The 4,166-nt window shown below is 69.6% G+C and carries 6 protein-coding genes; 4 read left to right on the top strand and 2 right to left on the bottom strand.

The window, feature by feature from the left end; translation table 11 throughout:
• Positions 1–183, bottom strand: a 183-nt coding sequence (locus tag ESO86_RS18980) for a hypothetical protein (RefSeq protein WP_165307769.1), incomplete at its 3' end; no start/stop codon positions are given.
• A 121-nt stretch (positions 184–304) separates the two neighbouring features.
• Between ESO86_RS18980 and ESO86_RS12555 the strand changes: the two genes are divergently transcribed.
• Positions 305–859 carry a helix-turn-helix domain-containing protein gene (locus tag ESO86_RS12555; RefSeq protein WP_165307771.1) on the top strand — a complete coding sequence of 185 codons (555 nt, stop codon included), beginning with the start codon at positions 305–307 and terminating at the stop codon, positions 857–859.
• A gap of 18 nt (positions 860–877) precedes the next feature.
• Here the strand turns inward: ESO86_RS12555 and ESO86_RS12560 are convergent, their stop codons facing one another.
• A complete protein-coding gene (locus ESO86_RS12560) occupies positions 878–2,383 on the bottom strand; it encodes an alanine/glycine:cation symporter family protein (RefSeq protein WP_129235334.1) in 1,506 nt (501 codons plus the stop codon).
• A 185-nt stretch (positions 2,384–2,568) separates the two neighbouring features.
• Between ESO86_RS12560 and nusA the strand changes: the two genes are divergently transcribed.
• The 3 genes from nusA to ESO86_RS12575 form a co-directional block, all read left to right on the top strand.
• The gene (gene nusA / locus ESO86_RS12565) at positions 2,569–3,567 is read left to right on the top strand and encodes a transcription termination factor NusA (RefSeq protein ID WP_129235335.1); all 999 of its coding nucleotides are present in this window, start codon (positions 2,569–2,571) and stop codon (positions 3,565–3,567) included.
• A gap of 54 nt (positions 3,568–3,621) precedes the next feature.
• A complete protein-coding gene (locus ESO86_RS12570; protein WP_129235336.1) occupies positions 3,622–3,867 on the top strand; it encodes a YlxR family protein in 246 nt (81 codons plus the stop codon).
• Between the two features lie 88 nt (positions 3,868–3,955).
• A partial coding sequence (locus ESO86_RS12575; RefSeq protein WP_165307773.1) for a translation initiation factor IF-2 N-terminal domain-containing protein occupies positions 3,956–4,166 on the top strand: 211 nt, incomplete at its 3' end.

A 4,166-nucleotide genomic window follows, 5' to 3' on the forward strand; every position in this document is an offset into this window, starting at 1 on the left:
GGCGCCGGCGCCGATGGCCGCGCCGCCGCGGAGCAGCGTGCGCCTCGAGATGCCGGGCGGGCCGTCGTCCGCGCGGCCGAGCACGTCCTCGACGGGAACGCCGGTGCGATCGGATTCGGCGTGTGCGCGGATGATGCGTCCGATGCGCGCCGACGTGGGGGTGGTGCCCATTCGTCCTGCCATGATGAGAGCCTCGCAATCCGGTGAAGTGGGGGAGGAGTGCTGCTTAACATGTTGCTTAGTGCTATTCAGCAGCAATCCATGCCCGGCGTCAACACCCGGCGGCGAGCGAGAAGGGATCGTCGTGGGCGATGAGGGCGTCGGCGAGCAGGTGCGCCGGTACCGGCGGGCCAGGCGGATGTCGCAGCGCGCACTCGGTGCGCAGGCGGGCGTCACGTCGGGCTTCCTGAGCCAGCTCGAGACCGGTCGGACCAACGCGAGCGTCGCCACGCTCCGGCGCCTCGCGGATGCGCTCGGCGTCTCCCTCGGCGACCTCGTGGCACCTGGACCGGTTCCCGCTGGGCGGGTGGTGCGTGCCGACCGACGCCGCAGGTTCTCGGCGAGCGACGGCATGGTGAAGTGGTTCCTCACCGAGCCCCCGCACGGCCACGTCGAGATGTACGCCGTCACGATCGAGCCGGGCGGGTCGACCGGTGCACGGCAGTACCGTCACGGCGACTCCGAGGAGGTCATCCTCGTCACCCGGGGGGCCGTCCGCGTCGAGCTCGAGGGCGAGGCCTACGACCTTGGAACGGGCGACACCGTCGTGTTCCCGAGCAGCACGCCGCACCGCGTCGCGAACACCGCGGGCGATGTCGCCGAACTCGTCTGGGTGAACTCTCCGCCGACGCCCGAGTGAGCAGCGTCGCGCTGCGGCTCAGTCCTCGTGGTGCAGGTGGTCGCGGTGCTTCTCGGCCTGGTGCCTCGAGGTCGACACGTCGATCGGGCCCGTGACCGAGCGCTCGTCGACCCAGCACTCGATGCCCGAGACGTCCGGGAGCAGGTCGCGCGTGAACACGGGATCGCGCCCCTGCCGTCGCTGGCTCGTGTAGTCGCGGAGCAGCCGGAACGCGATGCCCGAGAGCAGGGCGATCGCGATGAGGTTCACGATCGCCATGAGGCCCATGACCCCGTCGGCCGTGTTCCAGACGAGGTCGGATGCGGCGACCGAGCCGACGAAGATCGCCACGACGACGAGCGAGCGGTAGGTCGTGAGCAGCCACGGCTTCGGCGAGATGAACTCGATGTTCGACTCGCCGTAGTAGTAGTTGCCGAGGATCGAGCTGAACGCGAGCAGGAACACGACGATCGTGAGCAGGATGCTCGCCCACGGCCCGAGGTTCGCGACCATCGCGTCCTGCGTGAGGCCGATGCCGCGTTCCGCGCCCGCGAGGTCGGGGTTCGAGACGAGGATGATGAACGCCGTGATGGTGCACACGAGGAACGTGTCGAAGTAGACGCCGAGCGTCTGCACGAGCCCCTGCTTGACCGGGTGCGTGACCGCGGCGCTCGCGCCGGCGTTCGGCGCCGAGCCGAGGCCCGCCTCGTTCGAGAACATGCCGCGCTTGACGCCCGTGAGGATGATCGTGCCGAGCGTCGCCCCGACCACCTCGTTGAACCCGAACGCCTCGGTGAAGATCGAGGCGAACACCTCGGGCAGTCGCGTGATGTTCATCGCGACGATGATGAGCCCGACCAGGAGGTACAGCAGCGCCATCAGCGGGACCACGGCCTGCGTGACGTGCGCGATGCGCCGCACGCCGCCGAAGACGACGAGCCCGGTGAGCACGGCGAGCACCGCCCCGGCGACCCATGCGATCCACTCGGCGCCGCCGTCGGGCGCGACCGCCCCGGTCAGCGACGCGCTGATCGTGTTCGCCTGCAGCGACGAGAACGCGAACGGGAAGCAGACGATCAGGATGACCGCGAAGAGGATGCCGGCCCATCGGGCCTTGAGGCCGCGCTCGATGTAGTACGCCGGTCCGCCGCGGAAGCCGTCCTTGTCGCGCACCTTGAAGAGCTGCCCGAGGCTCGACTCGACGAACGCGCTGGCGCCGCCGATGAAGGCCATGAGCCACATCCAGAAGATCGCGCCGGGCCCGCCGATCGCGATCGCGGTGCCGACGCCGGCGATGTTGCCGACGCCCACGCGAGAAGCCGCGGAGATCGTGAACGCCTGGAATGCGGAGACCGACTGCGGCTCGCCCGACTCGTCGCGCGGGGTCTTGTCGGTGAGGGTCCGGAACATCTCGGGGATGAGGCGGAACTGCACGACGCCGGAGCGCACCGTGAAGTAGAGGCCGAGCAGCACCACGACGGGCAGCACGATCCAGGTCCAGAGCGTGTCGCCCGCGGCGAGCACGAGGTCGTTGAGCGCGTCCATCCCGCAAGCATGCCAGCCGCTGCGAGGGAACCTCGGGAACCCGGATGGATCGGCGTGTGGATCGGCGTGGTCGAGGCCGCGACGACGTCGTCGGCGCGTGCGGACGGAGCCCCTGTCATCCGGTACGCTTGAGTGTTCCGCCCGAGAGGGGAGGGCGGACCGAGAGCTGAATAGAGGAGGCCGTAATGGACATCGACCTCAGCGTGCTCCGAATGATGGAGCGCGAGAAGGAGATCCCGTTCGACGAACTGGTGCAGATCATCGAGCAGGCGATCCTGATGGCCTACCTCAAGCACACCAACCCCGCCCAGCACGGCCACGCGAACCCGAAGGGCGCACGCGCGCACCTCGACCGGAAGACCGGCCACGTCTCGGTCTTCGTCCCCGAGTACGACGAGGAGGGGAACGTCGTCGGCGAGGCCGAGGACTCCCCGAGCGACTTCGGCCGCATCGCCGCATTCGCCGCGAAGCAGGTCATCAACCAGCGCCTGCGCGACATCGCGGATGACGCCGTCCTCGGCGAGTTCCGCGGTCGCGAGGGCGACATCGTCGCGGGCATCATCCAGCAGGGCCCGAACCCCCGCATGGTGCACATCGACCTCGGCACCGTCGAGGCGATCCTGCCGCCCGAGGAGCAGGTGCCCGGCGAGGAGTACCCGCACGGCCAGCGGATCCGCGTCTACGTGACGAGCGTCGCCAAGGGCGCGAAGGGGCCGTCGATCACGGTCTCGCGCACCCACCCCGCGCTCGTCCGCAAGCTCTTCGCCCTCGAGGTGCCGGAGATCGCGTCCGGCGTCGTCGAGATCGTCTCGCTCGCGCGCGAGGCCGGTCACCGGACGAAGATCGCGGTCCGGGCGAACCAGCCCGGCGTGAACGCGAAGGGCGCCTGCATCGGCGAGCTCGGGCAGCGCGTGCGCGCGGTCACCGCCGAGCTCGGCAGCGAGAAGATCGACATCGTCGACTGGAACGAGGACCTGTCCACGTTCGTGGCCTCGGCGCTGTCGCCGGCCAAGGTGACGAGCGCCTACGTGATCGACGAGGGCACCCGCGCCGTCCGGGCCCTGGTCCCCGACTACCAGCTCTCGCTCGCCATCGGCAAGGAGGGCCAGAACGCCCGCCTCGCGGCCAAGCTCACCGGCGCGAAGATCGACATCCAGCCGGATTCGATCCTCGACCAGGCGTGAGGCTCGCCGACCGCACGGGCAGCGGTCGGAAGGCGCCCAGCGTGGAGGTGTAGGATGGGTCCGGTCAGAACGTGCATCGGATGCCGTTCGCGCGCCCCGCGGTCCTCACTTCTGAGGGTCGTCGCCCAGCACACCAGAGTCGTCGTCGATACGTCGGCGGTGCTTCCCGGGCGCGGCGCGTGGCTGCATCCGACGCTCGAGTGCTTCCGACTCGCCCAGCGACGGCGCGCCTTCGGGCGCGCGCTTCGCGTGAGCGGCGAGCTGGACACTTCCGAAGTAGAGAACAGGCTGAACGGCTAATGGACAACTCATGAGCGGCTCGAAATGAGACCCGTCCGCCATTGATGGTCCGCCCCTGTCCCGGGGTCGGACCCGGAACAGGAGAAAAGTGGCTGCCAAACCACGCGTACACGAGATCGCCAGCGAGCTCGGCGTCGACAGCAAGGTCGCGCTCGAGAAGCTGAAGGAGATGGGCGAATACGTCAAGGGCCCGTCGTCCTCGATCGAACCCCCCGTCGCACGTCGCCTCCGGGCCGCCCTCGAGGGCGCCGGCGCGGCGAGCAAGCCGGCAGCGGCGCCCAAGCCCGCCGGCGCGAAGC

Source organism: Agromyces binzhouensis (assembly GCF_004135055.1).
Classification (GTDB): Bacteria; Actinomycetota; Actinomycetes; order Actinomycetales; family Microbacteriaceae; genus Agromyces; species Agromyces binzhouensis.

What these genes read in the sequence shown, in the direction of transcription:
- ESO86_RS12560 (WP_129235334.1), bottom strand. Translation starts at nt 2,383, where the DNA reads ATGGACGCGCTCAACGACCTCGTGCTCGCCGCGGGCGACACGCTCTGG.
- nusA (WP_129235335.1), top strand. Translation starts at nt 2,569, where the DNA reads ATGGACATCGACCTCAGCGTGCTCCGAATGATGGAGCGCGAGAAGGAG.
- ESO86_RS12570 (WP_129235336.1), top strand. Translation starts at nt 3,622, where the DNA reads ATGGGTCCGGTCAGAACGTGCATCGGATGCCGTTCGCGCGCCCCGCGG.